Genomic DNA, 17,086 nt, shown 5'->3' on the forward strand with positions numbered 1-17,086 from the left:
TTTAAACGTGCAAAAAGGATGACACAAAAAGTAAAAAATGCTGATTAAAAGGGTAAAAATTACTGATGTCAGAAAATTCAAACCTTCAAATTGGCTTACCCCAAGGGCTATCGACTATTTAACAAAACATTTTTGAATGAACAGGAATTATTGTACCCGAATACCATTACAGGGGAATTTTAAGAAAATAATGAAAAAAAATTTGAAGGATGCAAATGTCAATTTTAAAAAATAAAGGCCATCAATTTTTAACTGATGACCTTTTGTGGGAACTACTGGATTCGAACCAGTGACCCTCCCGATTGCATCATGGACTGAAAGGTCTGGTGTCCATAACCTGGCAGCGTTTAAATGATTTAATACTTAAAAAGCTAAAATAATTAAAGTTGAAATAATTGAAATGAATAATTTCATAGCAGTAAATTTTAATTTTATCATTTTTTATGTCTGCATTTCTATGATCAATTTATACTTTCAGCCCGGCAATGGTTCATCATGCATAAATTAATATCCATTACCTATGCCATCTCCACAGATACGGCCATGGACATCAGCATGGAGAATTAAAGTACTAAAATCTATCGTCCCATTGTTTATAAATTTGCCTGTTGCGTTTTCAAAAATACCGTTTCCTGCCAGCACTTCCAGTTTGTTGTTGATTCTGGCAATATTGTTTTTCACGGGCGATTGTACGGCATGATCCCAGGTAACAAATGCCCCGTCATCGCTTTTAAAAAAATGAAACAGATGATAGAAGACCGCAGAATTTTCTTTTTCATTTGTAGCAGAACGATGTGTGATAAAAGATCCCAACTCTCAGGTGACACCGGCAATTGTTGTTTCGTTTGGCATAGCCCCCATGAAACCGGTAACCTTAAATTCATCTTCCAGCCATGCCATCGGGTCACCATACTTAGGATGCACATTAAAGGCGCCGGCATCTTTTAAGACATCTAACAGATCTGTCACTTCAGAAAAATCGAAATAAAAGAAACCTGATAATTGAAAATCATCCTGAAAGCGAACATTCTCACAATTCTCAACAGATAAACTCTTGCTTTTAAGCAAAAACATGTCATCTGATACAGCTTCTTCGATTGCAGTGTCACATGCCATAAGAGTGATGGATGCAAATACAAAAAACATTGATTTTTTCATAACATTTCCTCCTTTTAATTATCGTAGTACATTTTAATTTTATTGTAAATTCTTCTTTTTGCATCAGACTGTTTGAGCCGATGACGACAAAACAAATTTATGCTCAAACACCGTTTTTCTGTTTTTCTTAAAAGTTCAAAAAGTTTACTTATTGGTTCATTCTTATTCTGTTACTGAATTCTTTTTCGCATTTCGTCTTCACAGGATTTTAATGTTTAAAGTCCATGCGACAAAATTCACTTCCTGTTTACCTGCCAATATGAAATGTATGAACGTATTTTAGCGTAATAGTCCTGAAATCGGAAAACGGGAGTAGCGGATCGCTTTTTCCTTTATTGTTCAACATTTCATTGTAAACCAGGTATAAATCATTTCCGTCTTTGGGATTATAACGCAGACGGAAATTGAACAAACTGATTTGTGACAGTGAATTGTACTGCACAAATGCATTCATGCTTAGTTTTACGTTCATTGAAGATGAAATCTTCAGGCGTCCCACATGTGAAATATAATCGGGCGAATATTCAAAGTTGATTCGGTTAAATTCATAAAACCCATTCAGCGTAATGTATTTTGAAATGGTGTAGGTAGGAGTAACCGATGCCGAAAACCGCTTTCCTCCATAAAAATTTCCGGAGTTGAATGTAAAAGATGAATTGAGGAGTTTCACTCTTGAAGTCTGATAGAGAAAGGTTAAATCATTATTTACATATTTTCCCGGATGAATTACAATTTCGCGGCTAAGATTAAAGGCAACCGGCGGATTGTCAAGGAAGCGGGAATAAGTGAATTGCACGATGCTTCGGTTTTTCCACTCCAGTTGGATAAAAGGCGAAACCAAAAAAGTTTCCAATTGGATTGACGTATTTGAAAAGTATGCCTGTGAATTGACCGTAAATTGCAGGTAATCCAAAGCGGATTTTTCACCAGGAATCCAGCCCCAGGAAATGCGGTCGCCAAATGCCTTGAAATTTTTTCTCATTTCAAAACCCAGGCCGGGGTCGTAGTTCAAATCGACCTGTGAGTAACTCAGCGAGTAATTAAATCCAACATTAGACCGGTCCTCCCACTGCAAATAAATCCGGTTTCGATCTTTCGGAAAATTTGAGTCTGAATCAGTTTGCTGTGATTGCCGGCTCTGTGCCAGGTTCACCTTCAAATAGTCATCCCTGAAAAGGTTGATTATTCCATCCAAACCGTAGGTTAGGTTGGTATTTCCCATAAAATCGGTACGCGATGTGAATATACCGCCGACATAAGAGTTGTTTTCCGAAATTCTTTTTCGTAACCGGAGTACTCCGAAATTTTCAGAAGGAAAATCAAACTTTTCCTGCGACTGCATAGTCATGACACCCACATCGAAACTTTGAATACGACCAACCAGGCGCACTCCGCCCCATAAAGGAATAAGTTTACCTTCATTGATTCCGATTCTTCTGCTGTAAAACAACCGGTTATCATTTTCAAAACTAAATTCCATAATGCTTGAACGTTCCAGGAAAAATCTTCTTTTTTCAGGAAAAAAGAGAGAAAACCGGCTCAGGTTAACCACCTGATCATCGGCCTCAACCTGCGCAAAGTCTGTGTTTACGGTAATATCCAGGTTCAGATTGTTCGAAACAGCATGTTGAATATCCAATCCGACATCCAGTTTATTGCCGGATATTTTTTCAAATCCAGGTGATTCCGACAACCGGTTATGATAGTATCCCAAACGCGACAATACATAAGGAGAAGTAAACCAGGGCCTTTTATTCTGAATTCCTGAAAAAATGACATCCTGTGCCTGAGATGGTTTGATGAAACTCCAGAATCCCCAGTCTCTGGGAATAGCAGGATAAACATCCAATTGCTTACTAAATGGACGATAGCGGTAGGCTATTAGTCCCATTGTTGTCAAATCATTTTCACTTTGAAAACGCAGGCTGCTGAAAGGAATACGTGCTTCTGCCATCCAGCCTTCATCATTTAAAGAAACTTTTGCTTCCCAGTAGGCATTCCACGATAAATCATTGGGATTATTTCCCTGCGCATCATTTCTGACACTTATATCAATGCGTGAACCGGTAGGAGACAAACAAAAGTACAGTGCATTTTCATTGTCGTTGTAAGTATCCAAAATCAATGAAATTTGGTCCATTGTCATGTCCAGTTTATCGTGCTCGAAATAGGGCTGCTGGATTAGGGCGGGATCATCATAGCAAATAGCAGAGAAATAAAGGAATTTTTCATCGTACGCCACACGAAATTCAGTTCGGGTGCCGGGCTCAGCAGAAAACGCCGGCCAATGGCTAACAAGAGGCAAAGCAGCTATAGAACCCCATTCCAGTGAATCCACAACTCCATCAAAAAGAATTGCAGTCTCCATTTTGGGTACCAGAGCCAATTGCCCAAATGCACCAGTTGCCGGTGCACCGGGCTCCTTTTCGTTCATAGGTTGGCACCAAACTACTTTTGTGAGTAACAGAAATGATAATCCAATTATAAACTTCATTTTTTCATTGATTCTAACAAGAAAAATCAGAGCTTATCTTTCCGCCTTTTCAGAAGGAATCGTATTGAAATAATCCCAGAAAACCGCGACCTGGACAATTTTCCACTCTCCATTCACTTTTTCCAGCGTGCGGACTTCATTGCTTAAGTTGAATGCACTTAAATCGAGGGTGCTGTTGTACTGCTCCCAAACCACATGGACGGCATCGGGCCCTAAAAAATGATAGCGGATGTTTTTCCGGTTTACCTCCGGGTGACTGCTGCCACCGCCTTCCACAGGATGCGTTTTTATGTAATTTCCGATTTTTTCATCCACCGCCTGCCAGCCGATACTGGCGCCGCATGACCCGTCAGAAAAATTCCAGGAATGAAAAGTATAATCAGCCTGAACCCATTGGTTTTTCCAACTGTCATAATCTCTAAAGAAAAATGCATTGGTTTCGGCTTCAATCACTTTCAAAACGGCATCAAACTCTTTTGCTTCATCAAAAGCAGGATTTATTTCTGATTGTGGCAAATCATTAGGACTTGAAAGCCCTGTGGTGAACAAAACTGCTCCGGCAAGCAGAACCATTGGTAATGTCATTTTTTTCATATTAAAAAATAAAATAATTGAACTTTTTTCATTTAAATAGACATTCATCTGAGTGTCTCTTCAAAATTAAGCCGGAAAGCAAAAACCAGTTTTGCTTAAAAGTTCAATTATTTTTCTTTGCAGCTCATTATTGAGCCAGGTGATTCAGGCCAATGCCATTTGTTGTTTCTTACGGAACTGCAAAGGTGTTTCGCCATAGTTTTCCTTAAAAATGCGGCTGAAATGGGATACGTTTTCAAAACCGCTGTCGTAAACAATTTCACCAATGCTTTTTTGACTTGCTGATATCAGCATTTTTGCATGTTCGAGCCGTTTGGCGGTAAGCCATTTTCCCGGTGAAGTTTTATAATATTTCTGAAATTCTCTTTTAAAGGATGCAACGCTGCGTCCGGCAAGGCGCGCATATTCGGCAATGGTAAGATTAAACATATAATTGGCTTCCATCACTTCCCAAATTGGTGTGCTTTGCTGATCCACAATACGTAAAACATAAGCCAGCAAACCGGAATTGGAGGGCTCCAAAAAAACATTAAAGAGCAACTCGTTAAACTTCAGTTCAAGCAGGTTCTCCGACGGTGGTTTTTTTTGCTGAAAATAGGGGACAATGCTGTAACAAAATCCGCGGATGATTTCGGTCATGTTTATTTCCACAAACATATCGGTAGGCGGGGAAGGCAGATTTTTAACCGGCAGTTGTTCCCGGTATTCGCTGAAGAACCGTCGCAGCATTTCATCCTGAAAAAAGAAAGCCAGTACCTCCCACCCCACCATTTCGTGCTTTTCGGTGGTGTAGGCTGTTTTGCGTATAAACAGCGATTTATCCTGAGTCAGTGGCCACGATTTTCCGTTGTGATGAAACGTTTTTTTACCTTTCAGGGTAAATACAAATTCATTGTAATGGTTGAAAAGTTGCAGGTGCTTGTCCACCTGTGGACAAATCCAGTACAAAAAGAGCATATCTTTTACCGAAAAAACTTTAAACGTGTCAGGATCGGAGAGCGTAAAATCGTATTTATTAATCATAACTACAAGCTTTAGCGTTGATCATGTGTAAGTTACGACTTTTTATTTAAAGACAAAAGAGTGAAATATATTTTTATAATTCTTTTCAGGTTTCGATAGGAAAATGAATCTTCTCTTTTCTTTGAATAAGTAGTCCTTCTGATTTTACTTCTCAAACTTCACCCAGTCAATTCCCGCCATGTTGCCGGGTTTGGCATTTGCATCAGTTCCCAAAATTTTTACGGACAAAATATGTTCTCCTTTATTTACTATCCGGTTGCCCAGGTTTACATTTTGTGTAATTACTTCGCCGGACTGAAAACCGTTAAAAGGCTCCCCCATGGGCTGACCATCCAAATAAAGTTGAATAATGCCATAATCGGGCGCTTTGGTGAGTTGTGCCGAAATGTTGTACCTGCCGTCTTCTTCCAGAATAAACCGGGTAAGCAATTCTCTACCTGTTTCACCAAAACGCCACCACAACTGGCTGTTGCCGCCCCAGCCGAAATTACCCGACTGCGGCCCTGCCGTCCCTGAAGGCACTTGCATAACATCCAGGTTTTCACCTTCTATTATTCCATTTTCATCCACAACCGGCGGATAAATTTCCGAGCGCTTCAAAATAACCGGATTTTGAACCGCATCCACATCGGGCTTCACGTTTGTTTCCACTCCGGGCAGCGCATACCAGAACGACGACATGGCAAAGTTTACAGTGGTTTTTACCCAGTGCCACATTTCAATATTGGAACTTATTTCCTGCTGAAAAGGAATGGCATCCAATGTGCGATAGCGCATATTTACCGTCATTCCCGGGTGAAAATTGCCTGCACCGGTGGGTTGTGCAATAAACGGATGGGTAAACTTCTCGGGCCGGCACCAGGCATAACCATAATAATCTTCGGTTCCGGTTCCGATAAACGATGGAAATTTCTCGCCATCCACAAATATTTTCTCGTCGCCTTCGCCCCACCAGGCATCGGCGGTGTTGAAAATGGTGAGCGCATCGCCCACATAAACACCCTTCCCTTTCAAGTCCACATAATTTACATCGAAATGCCACTCATGGTTTTCCAGTTTTGGGTCGGAGGCCGAGTGAATACGATAATGTTCGTGCCAGGCAGCGCCAAAGTACATGCTCGTATTGGTCCATTTGTAGTTGTCCAAACCGGCAGCAGCGTCAACGGTCACTGTTTCTTCACCGTAATTCGTAAATTTGATTTCCACATTTTTTTTGAACGGCATCAGCCAGAACGATTCCATTTTTCCATCATCAGAAACTTTGGTGTACCAGGTTTTCGAGGGGAAAATCTGGTAACCTGTTCCAAAAAATTCACCTGCCGGAATCCAGACGGTTTCTTCGCCATCGAACGAAATGGAAAGCACGGTGGAACGAAGCGCCTGAGGAAGGTTTTCACTTTCAAGCTTAGCTGTCAAATAAGAAACGGCCATTCCTGAACCTTCGAAACTAAGCGTTAACGATTCACCTGGAGCAAGGGTTTGCTTCCCTTTCATTTCGCTTTCTTTTAGTTCTGAAGAATCGGCCAGCAAAAGTTTCCCGGTAGCCGAAATCAACTCGTGGTTCCGGTCAATCACATCCATGCTAAAACTTTCTACCCGGACATCTTCTGAATAAGTTCGGTAACATATATTGTAATAAATACTGGGGCGCCAACGGTTGTTTTCAAAACGCACCGCATCGCATTCATACGTGATTTTGCAATTTTTTGCATAAGGAATCGGAAGGTACAAATTGTGTCCGCGCCTTTCGTATTCGGTTTCGGGCGAAACGGAGGCAGCCAGCGGTTCCGCAGCCAACATTTCACCGCTCAGCAATTCCAGAATTTCACCCTCAATTAAAGGTTCCGGTTGGTTATCAATATAAATTCTTACTGTTCCGTTGGCAGCACCTTCTCCGGCAAAAGTCATCCACCAGCGCACCACAGCGCCCGGACCTTCGGCATCGAAAAGGACAAATTCGCGTCTGCCGTTATTTTCTTCTTCGCGGATAAACTGCGTGTAATCGTCGTTGGCAAACCAGCCCGGTTCATCAGGCGCCGTGCTTTTGCGGTCGTAACTGCTGAATTGTTTTAATGTGTAAGAATGTTCCGGAACCCGGGTTAATATTTCCCGATTCGTCATTTCATTCAGCAACGATTCCATGGTCACTTTTTTGCTTCCGCATGATGAGATAACGATGGAAGCTAAAATTCCGGTAATAATTATAAGGTAGCGCATAGGATTAATATTAAAATTAGCAGGCTGCAAGTTACAAAGTACCATTCAGAATAATAAAAAAATTCTCCATTTTTTATGTACTTTGCGGCGTTTACAAAACTTACTCTAAATTGACTAAAATATGGGTCGTTTTAAAATGCGTTTTTCCGATTTTAATGTTAAATCCAAGCTGGCAGTTCTGATTTATATGTTTATAGCCAGCATAATAATTATGGGCATGGTCGCCAATTTTTTATTCAAAACAAGCCAAACATTAATTATTTTGGTTAGTGAACAACGGGTTTTTGTAGAAAATTTTAATTACGGTATCGAGCATTTTTATCAGCACGAATTGTCAGAAGACGAAAACCATTTTAACGCATCAGTCGGTCATTTTAAGAAGGCTAATAGTATAGCTTCTACCTTTTCAAAAATAGACAGTTTCTTGCAGGTGATGCCCAAAGAAGAATGGGTTCCGTTATTTTTTGAAATTTATAAAGAGGGCGCCGATAACGATATAAAAAAGGTGGAACAACTTGGAATTCAGGTTTTCCGATTATACAAAATCAATCCATCCAGGGTTAAGGCAGTTCAAAAAACAGCATCCGATGCTTCCGCTCTTACAGAAAAAGTAATTCTTAAAATAGAAAACTACAAAAACGATAAAACCAACGATACCTGGAAAGAACTCCAGGTTGATTTCGAAAATATACGTGAAATTTCGCAGGAATTTTCTTCTGAAATTTACACATTGAACGGCTATATAAACCGTTTACTGGCCATTGCAATAATTATAATTGTATTGTTTTTAATTTCTGCCGGTACATTTATTGCCATTTTAATTTCCCGTTCCATTTCCAATCCCATTAACCGTTTGGCTGATAATTTCAAAAAAATTGCAAAGGGCGATCTAAACTCCTCGGTAAATATTGATACGAACAATGAGATTGGCGAACTTTCGAAGGCATTTTCAGAAATTCAGGTGGGACTTCAACAAATAATTGCTTATTCAAGAAAAGTTGCGAAAGGAGATTACAGTTCGAAACTGCTACCCAAATCGGAAGAAGATGAACTGACCATTTCACTCAACAAAATGGCTGCCCGGCTTGAAGAGATTAAAGTAAAAAACGACAAGGAAATCTGGCTTCAAAATGGAATAAACGATTTGGACGACCAAATGCGCGGAAATTATCCGGTCAGGGAATTATCGAATAAAATTATTGTATGGCTCAGCCGGTTCCTTGGAGCTGAAATGGCTGCAGTTTATGTATTTGATGAAATTCTCGGACACTTTGAACTAACTGCTTCTGTTGGATTAAATACCTCTGAAATTAAAGAATTTATTCAGCCGGGAGAAAGTCTGATTGGACAGGTAGCATTACAAAAAGAGCTTCAGGTTTTAAATACAAAAGATAAATTTCTTAAAGTGTACAGTGCCACAGGTGAAATTTCACCCGAAAAAATTTATCTTCTCCCAATGCAATACGAAGACCGGATGCAGGCTGTAATTGAATTGGCGCCGGTTAATGAATTCTCGGAACTTAAAACTGAATTTCTAAAACTGGTAGCCGAAAAAATTTCAGTTAATCTTGGCGCTGCAGTGGCCCGGTTCAGAAACAAAGAGCTTCTGGATAAAACTCTGGAACAGGCGGAAGAATTAAAAGCCCGCGACGAAGAACTCCAAAAGGAATTGAATGAAAACATACTGATAAAAGAAAATTTAATCAGGGAAAAAGCTCTGCTCGATTCGATGTTGAAAACAATACCTGACTACGTTTATTTTAAAGATACAGAAAGCAGGTTCTTGCAGGTTAGCGAGTCAATGGCTCCTCTTTTTGGAGCAAAATCTTCTGCCCATATTTTAGGCAAATCCGATTTCGATTTCCATCCGCCAAAAGAAGCTAAAAGGTATTTCGATGAAGAACAGGAAATTATAAAAAAAGGCGAAGGATTTATTGACGAAATAAGGCAGGGAACTGACGAAGATGGCGAAGAACTCTGGACGTCGGTAACCAAACTTCCAATGTACGATGAAACCGGAAAATGTATTGGAACATTTGGTATTTCAAAAGACATTACCGAAATAAAAAAGCTGGAAATAGAGGTTCGTTTGAGAAATGAAAAATTAAAATCACAACAGGAAGAATTGCAGGTTGTAAACGACCAGTTGAAACAACAACAGGAGGAATTAAGGTCGAGGCACGAAGAGCTGAAAGCGCAGGAGGAAGAATTACGGGTGGCAAATGAAGAGATGAAATCGCAGGAAGAGGAGTTGAGGGTAGCCAATGAAGAGTTGGCCGAGCAAACCAAAATTCTGTCTGAAAGCGAAAAAAACCTGAATACCCAGCAGGAAAAATTGCGGGAAATGAACCGGGAATTGAAAATGGCCAGCCAGTACAAATCGGAATTTCTGGCCAACATGTCGCACGAACTGCGCACCCCGCTCAACAGTTTGCTCATACTTTCAAAATTGTTGAGTGAAAACAAAAAAGGAAATTTGAGCGAGGAACAACTGAAATCAGTCAGAATCATTCACAAAAGCGGCAAAGACCTGCTTGAACTGATAAACGAAATACTTGATTTATCGAAAATTGAAGCTGGGAAAATGACTTACAATTTCGATGAAGTGAGCACCGAAGAAATAAAATTGGAAATAGTGCACAACTTTAAACCAGTAGCCGAAAACAAAAGATTAACTTTTGAATTGAACCAGTCTGAGGGGTTTCCGGCAGTTGTTTTTTCCGACAAACAGCGACTGATGCAGATTATAAAAAACCTGCTGTCCAATGCATTTAAATTTACAACCACCGGCAGTGTGAAAGTAAACATGGGATTGACACCGGCAAATGTGGAGTTGGTTAATCCCGATTTAAAGCCTGAAAATACATTCTTTATAGCTGTTGAAGACTCAGGCGTAGGCATCCCACAATCAAAAGTTGATGATATTTTTGAAGCCTTCCAGCAAGCCGATGGAAGCATTTCGCGCAAGTATGGCGGAACCGGGCTCGGCCTTTCCATAAGCAAACAATTAACCCGTGTTTTAGGTGGTGAAATTCATGTGGAAAGTACCGAGGGAAAAGGTTCGGTTTTTACCGTTTACCTGCCCCTCGACAGCAATCTGGTTGGAATTGGCTACAAAAACCTGGCTGACGAAAAAGCAGCTTCGGAACACACCAGAAAATATAAAATGCAAAATGAACCTGTAATAGCTGAACAGGAACCTAAAAGTGAAAATCTGCCTGTTTTTATCGAAGACGATAGAAATTCTGTAATTCAGCGGTTGAGGGTTTTAATTATTCACAATGAAAAAGAAAAAGCACAAAAACTTCTCGACCTGTGCCATAACAGAAATTTTAACGTACTGGTGGCTTCGGGAATAAACGACGGGATTAAACTGGCAGAAAAATTTTCTTCAGAGGCCATAATCGTCTCAGACAGCCTCAGCGATTCTGTGGATTTGAAAAAGCTTGGCGAAAACAAATTCACTAGCCGGTTACCCCTTCACCTTGTTTCCCGGATTGAAGACTCCATACTTGACGAAATTGAAGAACTCACCACGCCGGAATCAGAAAAATTCAGGAATATTTCGAAAAACATTGAAAACAATGTATTTACAGATTATAAGCAAATTCTGGTGGTAGAAGACGATCCAATAACGCGTGAAGCCATTCATTTGCTGTTCAAAAACAAGGACCTTGTTTTACACGAAGCCAAAACAGGGCAGCAAGCCTACGAAATGATTACTGCCAGGCCATTCGATTGTATTATTCTGGATTTGGGACTTCCCGATTTCTCTGGTAACGAACTCCTCCGCAAACTTAAAGCGGATAATGTGCCCATACCCAATGTAATCATTCATACTGCAAGGGAACTTTCGGGTGAAGAGTTGCGTGAACTGCAAAAATTTTCCGATTCCATTGTGATAAAAGGATTAAAATCTGATGAACGACTGATGGATGAAGTGACACTTTTCCTGCATCAGGTGGCCAACAAGGCGCCAAAACTGCAACAGGTTGCACAGGAAATAAATGAGGGCGATACTTTTAAGAACAAAAAAGTTTTGGTGGTTGACGATGACATCCGGAATGTGTTTGCCATAGCACAAATTCTGGAAGAACGGGAAGTTGAAGTACTGGAAGCTGAAAACGGAGCTGTGGCCATTGATATGCTAAAAAACAATTCAGATATCGATCTCGTTTTAATGGACATTATGATGCCGGTGATGGACGGATACGAGGCAATGAAAATAATTAGAAATACGCCTGAAACAAAAAATATCTCAATCATTACCCTGTCGGCAAAGGCAATGAAAGAAGATTACCAGAAAGCCATCGATTCCGGGGCCAACGATTACATATCGAAACCGGTTGATGTGCAAAAATTATTATCATTATTAAAAATATGGCTCTATAAATAATTGTATGGGGAAACCAAAAATACTCATTGTAGATGACCGGGTTGAGAACCTGGTAAGCCTTGAAATGCTGCTCGGCGATTTTGATGTTACTTTTGTGCGGGCAACCTCTGGTATGGAGGCGCTTAGGGAAACGCAAAAAGAAGATTTTGCCATGGCCATCCTCGATGTGCAGATGCCCGGCATGGATGGTTACGAAACCTTGACGCTTATGCGCAAAAGAAAAAAATCAATGTTTCTCCCTGTCATTTTTGTTTCAGCCATTCATCAGAGCGAACTGCATATTATTAAAGGAATTGAAACCGGTGCGGTTGACTTTATTCCCAAACCAATTATTCCTGAAATTCTCATTGGAAAAGTGAGAATTTTCCTCGAATTGTATTCCCGCCAGGAAGAACTGAAAGATTTGCTCCAAAAACTGGAAGAAAACAACCGGGAACTCGAAATTCAAAAAACAAAAGCCGAAAAAGCCACACAGGCCAAATCCATTTTTCTGGCCAATATGTCGCACGAAATACGGACACCACTTAATGGCGTTATCGGAATTTCAAAAATACTGGAAGAAACAGAACTGAAACCCGAACAGAAAAATCTTGTTGAAATTATTTCCTCATCGGGCGAAAACCTATTGAATATTATTAATGACATTCTTGATTTTTCAAAAATTGAAGCTGGCCAGATTCAAATTGAAAACATCGAATTCAGGCTTTCCAAAGTAATAAACACCATTGTAAAGTTATTACAATTCAGGGCGCAAACAAAAGGAATTAACCTTTCTGCCAAAATTGACAAAAATATTCCCGACATGTTGTTTGGCGACCCGCACAGGTTAAATCAAATTTTGATAAACCTGGTAAACAACGCCATCAAATTTACCAAAGAGGGAAGTGTAAAAATTGAAATCGCACCTCTAAATAAAAACATCAACAAAACCGAACTTTTGTTTAAAGTTATTGACACTGGCATTGGCATTTCTGAAGAAAACAAGAAAAAACTGTTTAAAGTGTTTTCGCAAACCGATGAATCAACAGAACGAAAATACGGAGGAACCGGCCTTGGTCTTGCCATCTGCAAAAACCTTGTTCATCTGATGGGAGGTGAAATTGGTATTGAAAGTGAGCCCGGCAAAGGTTCGGAATTTTGGTTCAAACTTAATTTCGGATACAACCCCGAAAGTCAGGATGGTGAGGAAGAACCCGAAATAATAATTCCTGAAAACACCAAAATTTTATATGCTGAAGATAACCCGGTCAATCAGCGCATTACCCAGGCTATTTTGCAAAAAATGGGAATTTCGTGCGATGTTGCCGCCGACGGAAAGAAAGCATTCGAAATGTTTAAAACGAATCGCTACGACCTGATTCTGATGGATATGCAAATGCCGGAATGGGACGGAATAAGTTCCACAATAAAAATAAGAGAATACGAAGCAAACCATGCCGTTGAAAAGCCCGTATTTATTGTTGCAGTTACAGCGAATACCTATTCTGATGACAAACAAAAATGTTTCGATGCCGGCATGAATGATTTTATTAGCAAGCCGTTTAAAATGGCTCAAATCAGGAAAATAATCCAAAATGCTTTCAGATAAAACAAACAACACTAAAGAAAATCAGGAGGCAATTGACACCTCCGACATTGAGCTGAACCTGCTCCTTCAGGCCATTTTTATGAAATATGGATATGATTTCAGGAATTACAGTAAGGCTCACCTGAAACGAAGAATTAATCAGCGTTTGCAATTAAACGATTACAATACCATTTCTGAATTGCAAAACAAGGTGCTTTGGGATAAAACTTTTTTCCGCACCATTTTGCAAGACCTTTCCATTAATGTTACTGAAATGTTTCGCGATCCGGATTTTTACCTGGCGTTTCGAAAAAAAGTGGTTTCCGATTTAAAAACCTATGCCCGCTTAAAAGTTTGGCACGCAGGATGTTCCACTGGCGAAGAAGTTTATTCACTGGCTATTTTGCTGCAGGAAGAGGGTTTGCTTCAGCGAACACAAATTTATGCTACTGACTTTAACAAAAACGTGCTCGAAACAGCCAAACAGGGAATTTATCCTAAAAAAGAAATAGAACTATACGCAAAAAATTATCTTGAAGCCGGAGGAAAAACCAAACTTTCAGATTACTACACGTCTAAATATGGTTCTGTGCTGTTCGATAAATCGCTTTCGAAAAACATTGTTTTTGCCGACCACAACCTGGTAACCGACGGTGTTTTTGCAGAGGTAAACCTCATTTTCTGCCGCAATGTGCTTATTTATTTCGACAAATTTCTGCAAAATAAAGTACTCAAACTTTTTAACGAAAGTCTTACCAAGCGGGGAATTCTTTGTCTGGGAACCAAGGAAAGTCTCCGGTTTACCGATTTTGAGAACAACTACTCGATGCTTGATAAAAAAATGAGAATTTATAAAAAACTTCAAATTACTGAAAAATGAAAGCAGTTGTTGTTGGTGCATCATACGGAGGAATGGAAGCCATCAGGAAATTACTGATGAATTTACCGGAAAGTTTTGAAGCGCCGGTAATTATCGTTCTTCATATTGGAGCCAACACAATCAACACTTACCTTTCGCAATTGAACCAAAAGACAAACAGAAAGGTAAAAGAAGCAGGAGAAAAAGAAGCCATACGCAGGAAAACCGTCTATTTTGCGCCGCCAAATTATCATCTGCAAATCGAATCCGATTTCACATTCAGCCTTTCAACCGACCCAAAAATAAATTTCTCGAGGCCTTCAATTGATGTGCTTTTTGAAACTGCCGCCTGGACATTCAAAGACAAACTCACAGGCATTTTGCTCACCGGCTCGAACAACGACGGCGCCACCGGGCTGCAAACCATTAAAAAATATGGAGGAACTACTGTTGTAGAAAATCCTGAAACCGCTTTTGCCAAAGCCATGCCTTTATCGGCCATTGAACTTTTTGAGCCTGATTTTGTGCTGGATTTAGAAGAAATGGCTAAAAAGTTGACAGAACTTTGAAAAAATGAATTCCTGATAAAAAGCTTTTGCCCTCAATTTCTTTTTATAACCGCCACCCATTCCAGTTCGCCAGGCGTTTCCAGAGTTACTATTTTTCCGCCTTCAACATTTTCTTCTGAAAACCACTCCCCTTTTCTCACATTCATCCATTTCAGGGTAAAATTTGAACTGAATTCCGATAAATCGAGGCCAACATCTCCTTTATCAGGAAAGAACACCACAAACACTTCGCCTGGTTTCAATGCAAGGTAAGCTTCGTTTTCTTCACCATCGGAAAGCAATTCATTATTGGGAGATAGTTCCCAAAATGGGCATATTTTTTCAACTTCACGCGCAGCTTTCACCGAGTTCATGGACAATTCGGACAAACCTAAACCCGAAGTCGGGCGATGAAACCGCGCCGATGCTGTTCCACCAATGACATGCCGCCACCAGCCGTCGATGCCGTTATTGGTATTGCCGTGGGTGCCGCCGTCGGCCCCGTAAGTTTTTACAGTGTTTATGGGTCGCGGCTGGCCGGAAATGTAATTTTTTACCCACTGGAAATTGTCCCAGTGCGCCTGATCGCGCTGGTGGTTATTTTGTGAAATATCGCAGAAATCATAAAGTTCAGGATGGTCGAACGTACGTTTGTGCTGTTCCGATTTCAAGTCCCAGGCATCCCACATTTCTGTGAGAAAAACTTTTTTGCCTGCCTCTTCAGATTTGGTACGGATATAACGGGCCCAGTAAGCGCCCCACTCTTCTTCGCCCGATGTTTCATTGTCCATGCAATAAAGAATGTGATTGTGCTTCAGTGAGTATGATAACATTTTGTCCACAAATTGCTGCTGGAATTTCAGCAAAATTTCGTTATTCCGTTGATTGGGCGTAGTAAAGAAAAAAGGCTGTTTATTCTGGCCGGGATGGTCGGGATATTCCAAATCCAGGCCCGATTCTTCTTCGGAATAATTGATGTTGTTCTTCGGATTGTAAGGATGCGGCGGCCAGTTGTTCTGGGTGTAATCGAACCGGTCCCACACCTCAATTTGCACAATGATGTCGCGTTTTGCCGTTTCGTTCAGAAAAAATTCAAACCGCTGCCAATAATCATCGTTCCACTGATTCAAATCGTATTTTCCGTTTTCAAGTTTTTTAAACGGATACAGCTCAAAATCACGATCATTTCGATCGCTCATGGTATTGCGTACGTAATTGGCTCCCACCGATTTCATGGAATCGAGATGCGGCACCAGCATTTCCGCCGGCCACTGAAACAGGTTATCGTCGCTGCTTGCGCCCAACAGCATCACCGGCCCGCCTTTGTATTGCCAGTAACATGGATTTTCGCTCCAGGGTTGAATAGCATTGTTCGGTTCAGGTCTGTTATTGCATCCGCAAAAAAGAAATAATCCCAGCAAAATCAGGATGAACGGGCACCCCATTTTACCGTATTTGACACTTGACGAAACTTTTATTCTTTCCATAATTGTTCTGATTTTTTATTCTCCATTAATCATTATCTTTTTTTAGTAGCAAAAGCATGTCGTTTTCAAAATCGTGTTCAAACGCTATTCTGTTATTTTTCATACCAAAGTCGGCCAGTGAATATGTATTGGTTACCGGGTTAAACCATTCTGCTGTATATTTGAAACTCCCGGGATTGAACAATTCAACTTTTGCTTTTTCAGGAATATAGACAACAATGGTTTCGTCGCCGGGGGATTTCAACGCTGAAATCCAATGATTGTAAGTTTCGTTACCGGGCTGGTTCACCAAAATTTCGTTTGCCGGATAAAGGTTCCACCAGTCAAGTTTCTGAAAAAATCCGGCCAGGTAGCCCATTTGAATGCTCCCGGGAAATTCGATGCTTTTCCGCCATCCGGTAACTCCTCCCTGGTCGCGGTGATTCAGTATCCGTTCGCCGGGCTGCAGCCAGGGCCAGATTCCATTTGCACCGTAAGTAACTCCGGCAACGGGTGTGGCAAATAGACTCCAGTAACTGGCATTTCTGACATCTTTGGCAAAAATCCGAAATCCGATTTCCTCGTAATTGGGTTCCATGTTAATATAAGGCATGGGTTTCAGTTTGTTCCACATTTCGGCCATGGGTCCTTTGTTTATCCAGTTTACTGTTCCCTCGGCGTTGCTGTGCGAGCTTTGATATCCCATGAAGTTGTACCAATCTTCCTGCGCATATAAATCGCCAACAAACGAACGCCCATGCGGA

12 protein-coding genes are annotated in these 17,086 nt (G+C 40.6%); 4 read left to right on the plus strand and 8 right to left on the minus strand.

Annotated elements, in window-relative coordinates; translation table 11 throughout:
* Positions 1-504: 504 nt before the first annotated feature.
* The 6 genes from ACESMA_RS08620 to ACESMA_RS08645 form a co-directional block, all read right to left on the minus strand.
* Positions 505-813 carry a hypothetical protein gene (locus ACESMA_RS08620; protein WP_372948391.1) on the minus strand — a complete coding sequence of 103 codons (309 nt, stop codon included), beginning with the start codon at positions 811-813 and terminating at the stop codon, positions 505-507.
* Between the two features lie 3 nt (positions 814-816).
* Positions 817-1,158 carry a hypothetical protein gene (locus tag ACESMA_RS08625; RefSeq protein ID WP_372948392.1) on the minus strand — a complete coding sequence of 114 codons (342 nt, stop codon included), beginning with the start codon at positions 1,156-1,158 and terminating at the stop codon, positions 817-819.
* Between the two features lie 247 nt (positions 1,159-1,405).
* Positions 1,406-3,652, minus strand: coding sequence for a carbohydrate binding family 9 domain-containing protein (locus ACESMA_RS08630; RefSeq protein WP_372948393.1), 2,247 nt, complete (start codon positions 3,650-3,652; stop codon positions 1,406-1,408).
* Positions 3,653-3,685: 33 nt separating this feature from the next.
* Positions 3,686-4,237, minus strand: a complete 552-nt coding sequence (locus ACESMA_RS08635; protein WP_372948394.1) for a hypothetical protein — start codon at positions 4,235-4,237, stop codon at positions 3,686-3,688.
* A 153-nt stretch (positions 4,238-4,390) separates the two neighbouring features.
* On the minus strand, positions 4,391-5,269 hold the full coding sequence (locus tag ACESMA_RS08640) for a helix-turn-helix domain-containing protein (RefSeq protein WP_372948395.1): 879 nt from the start codon (positions 5,267-5,269) through the stop codon (positions 4,391-4,393).
* A gap of 144 nt (positions 5,270-5,413) precedes the next feature.
* Positions 5,414-7,486: a glycoside hydrolase family 172 protein gene (locus ACESMA_RS08645; RefSeq protein WP_372948396.1), complete on the minus strand. Its 2,073-nt coding sequence runs from the start codon at positions 7,484-7,486 to the stop codon at positions 5,414-5,416.
* Between the two features lie 121 nt (positions 7,487-7,607).
* Here ACESMA_RS08645 and ACESMA_RS08650 point away from each other — a divergent pair, with 121 nt between their 5' ends.
* Genes ACESMA_RS08650 through ACESMA_RS08665 form a run of 4 tightly spaced genes read left to right on the plus strand, consistent with a single transcriptional unit; the run spans position 7,608 to position 14,877 of the window.
* Complete coding sequence (locus tag ACESMA_RS08650; RefSeq protein WP_372948397.1) at positions 7,608-11,882, plus strand: response regulator; 4,275 nt, start codon at positions 7,608-7,610, stop codon at positions 11,880-11,882.
* 4 nt (positions 11,883-11,886) lie between these two features.
* The gene (locus ACESMA_RS08655; protein ID WP_372948398.1) at positions 11,887-13,470 is read left to right on the plus strand and encodes a response regulator; all 1,584 of its coding nucleotides are present in this window, start codon (positions 11,887-11,889) and stop codon (positions 13,468-13,470) included.
* Positions 13,457-14,329: a CheR family methyltransferase gene (locus ACESMA_RS08660; protein WP_372948399.1), complete on the plus strand. Its 873-nt coding sequence runs from the start codon at positions 13,457-13,459 to the stop codon at positions 14,327-14,329. Before ACESMA_RS08655 ends, ACESMA_RS08660 begins: the two co-directional genes overlap by 14 nt.
* Positions 14,326-14,877 (plus strand): chemotaxis protein CheB, encoded by a 552-nt coding sequence (locus ACESMA_RS08665; RefSeq protein WP_372948400.1) that lies wholly within the window; start codon positions 14,326-14,328, stop codon positions 14,875-14,877. The genes ACESMA_RS08660 and ACESMA_RS08665 overlap by 4 nt, the downstream gene beginning before the upstream one ends.
* A 32-nt stretch (positions 14,878-14,909) precedes the next feature.
* Here ACESMA_RS08665 and ACESMA_RS08670 read toward each other — a convergent pair whose 3' ends face one another.
* Together ACESMA_RS08670 and ACESMA_RS08675 are read right to left on the minus strand one after the other, a co-directional pair.
* Entirely contained in the window at positions 14,910-16,343 is a 1,434-nt protein-coding gene (locus tag ACESMA_RS08670) for a hypothetical protein (RefSeq protein ID WP_372948401.1), read from the minus strand.
* A gap of 25 nt (positions 16,344-16,368) precedes the next feature.
* Positions 16,369-17,086, minus strand: a 718-nt coding sequence (locus ACESMA_RS08675) for a DUF4038 domain-containing protein (protein WP_372948402.1), incomplete at its 5' end; no start/stop codon positions are given.

Source organism: Mariniphaga sp., from assembly GCF_041687215.1.
Lineage (GTDB): Bacteria > Bacteroidota > Bacteroidia > Bacteroidales > Prolixibacteraceae > Mariniphaga.

Excerpts from the sequence above, each read along its gene's own strand:
- ACESMA_RS08625 (WP_372948392.1), bottom strand. The coding sequence starts at position 1,158 with ATGAAAAAATCAATGTTTTTTGTATTTGCATCCATCACTCTTATGGCA.
- ACESMA_RS08630 (WP_372948393.1), bottom strand. The coding sequence starts at position 3,652 with ATGAAGTTTATAATTGGATTATCATTTCTGTTACTCACAAAAGTAGTT.
- ACESMA_RS08635 (WP_372948394.1), bottom strand. The coding sequence starts at position 4,237 with ATGACATTACCAATGGTTCTGCTTGCCGGAGCAGTTTTGTTCACCACA.
- ACESMA_RS08640 (WP_372948395.1), bottom strand. The coding sequence starts at position 5,269 with ATGATTAATAAATACGATTTTACGCTCTCCGATCCTGACACGTTTAAA.
- ACESMA_RS08645 (WP_372948396.1), bottom strand. The coding sequence starts at position 7,486 with ATGCGCTACCTTATAATTATTACCGGAATTTTAGCTTCCATCGTTATC.
- ACESMA_RS08650 (WP_372948397.1), top strand. The coding sequence starts at position 7,608 with ATGGGTCGTTTTAAAATGCGTTTTTCCGATTTTAATGTTAAATCCAAG.
- ACESMA_RS08655 (WP_372948398.1), top strand. The coding sequence starts at position 11,887 with ATGGGGAAACCAAAAATACTCATTGTAGATGACCGGGTTGAGAACCTG.
- ACESMA_RS08660 (WP_372948399.1), top strand. The coding sequence starts at position 13,457 with ATGCTTTCAGATAAAACAAACAACACTAAAGAAAATCAGGAGGCAATT.
- ACESMA_RS08665 (WP_372948400.1), top strand. The coding sequence starts at position 14,326 with ATGAAAGCAGTTGTTGTTGGTGCATCATACGGAGGAATGGAAGCCATC.
- ACESMA_RS08670 (WP_372948401.1), bottom strand. The coding sequence starts at position 16,343 with ATGGAAAGAATAAAAGTTTCGTCAAGTGTCAAATACGGTAAAATGGGG.